The following is a 1,852-nucleotide window of genomic DNA, read 5'->3' on the forward strand; positions in this document are numbered from 1 at the left end:
CGACGGGGAGGACGGCACGGCTCGTCCATCGGAGTGACGAGCTGGGGGCTCCTTGAGGCGACGCGCGGGTGGTGCCTGCTTCACTCCGGGATCATCGAGAGCATGGTGACGAGAGCGGCCTCGTCGGGCATGGCGGGTCGCACCGTGACGCCCTCCGAAGCATAGAAGAACGCGGCGTCCACGAGGTGGGGCTCGACACCCCGAAGCCGGGCGAAGGCGACGGCGTATGCGGCGAGCTGGAGCGCGCGAGCCTCGGCCTCACGGCCAGTTGGCTGGGTGCCCGTCTTCCAGTCGACCACGGTCCAGCCCCCGTCGTCCCGGGGAAAGACCGCGTCGATCCGACCGCGCACCGCGATGCCGTCGATCACCGTCTCGATGGACAGCTCGATCTCCTCGGGCATCCGCTCGGCCCATTCGCTGGCGAGGAAGTTGGCCCGCATGCGATCGAGATCGTCGTCCGCGATGGAGGGGTCATCGGCACTGCCCGGCAGGTCGAAGAGGTCGACGATCGCGGCCCGCGAGTAGTGCTCCTCGATCCAGGCGTGGAAGGCCGTGCCCTGACGCGCTGCTGGGGCCGGCGGCTCAGGCATCGGTCGGCGAAGCCGTAGCGCGAACGCCTCCGGATCCCGGGCGAGGGCGACGACGGCTGACGCCGACAGGTGGCGTGGGACATCGACGACGGGCTCGTCCCGGACGCCCTTCATCGCCTGCTCGGCAAGGAGGAGCCGGAGGTCGTCGGCGCGCGGGTCGCCCGCAAGGTCGATCGGACCCGCAGCCACGAGCTCACCCAGCCGTCGGGGTAGCGACCCCAGGACGTCACGCCGATGACCCAGCGGGTCATGCGGCCAGCGCGCCGAGATGGGCTCCGCGAGATAAGGGTTCTGCGGCGCGACGAGCTTGCCGTTCTTCTCCACGGGCGCGGGGGCGGCGTGCCATGCCTCGACGGCCACGAGCCGGGGAAAGGCGTCCTTGATCTCGAGGAGGAAGCGCGAGGGAATGGAGAGGGTTTTCTTTCCGGTCCCCCAGAGGTGGGTCGAGAGGAGCAGGTCGGTGCGCGCCCGGGTCATTGCGACATAGGCGAGGCGTCGCTCCTCGGCGATCGCGTGCCGTCCACCTTCCTCGGCGAAGCTCTCGATGGCCACGCCGAGCGACTTGCGGTCGGGGGTTCCCCTCCAGTCGAGCCGAGGCAGCCCCAGCCGATCGCCACGCAGGTCGTAGGGCAGGGAGTCGAGCCCGATGAGCCAGCCCTTGTCCTTCGGGATTCCCGAGCAGGTGTACTCGACCGTGCCGGCGGCCTCGTCCGCCGCGCCCGGCCCAGCGGACCCGATGGACCTGTCAGACCCGTCGGGGCCAACCGACTCGAGCGGAGCGACCGACGTCGAGGTGTGGTCGGGAAACGCCCCCTCGACGAGGGACGGGATGGCGACGACGTCCCACTCCAGCCCCTTGGCTGCGTGCACCGTGAGCACCTGGACCGCGTCGGTGTCGGACTCCACCCGACCGGCGTCGAGGCCGCGCTCCTGGCTCCGTGCTGCCTCGAGCCAGCTGAGGAAGCCGGACAGTGTCGGCCGGTCGGAGCTCGCCGCATAGCGGGCAGCGACGTCTGCGAAGGCTTCGAGATGCACCCGCGCGGTCGACGCGGTGTGCTCCGGCCGGGAGAGCACCTCGATGTCGAGGCCCACGGCGCTCTCTGCCTCACCGATGAGGTCGACGAGCGGCAGCGCGGTGAGTCGACGGAGGCGTCGCACCACGTCGCCGAGGCCGTGGAGGCGTCGCAGGGCCTCGTCGGTGAGCCGAGCGCCACCCCGCCCGGTCCAGCCCGGCGGCGGGAGCTCGTCGAGTGCCTCGACGA

The 1,852-nt window shown here is 71.2% G+C and carries 1 protein-coding gene; it reads right to left on the bottom strand.

All coding sequences use genetic code 11. From position 1 onward, the window contains the following. Positions 1 to 80 precede the first annotated feature (80 nt). On the bottom strand, positions 81 to 1,852 hold a 1,772-nt coding region (locus LOY02_RS16455; RefSeq protein WP_317183453.1), incomplete at its 5' end, for a PD-(D/E)XK nuclease family protein.

The organism is Intrasporangium sp. (assembly GCF_032907665.1).
Classification (GTDB): domain Bacteria; phylum Actinomycetota; class Actinomycetes; order Actinomycetales; family Dermatophilaceae; genus Intrasporangium.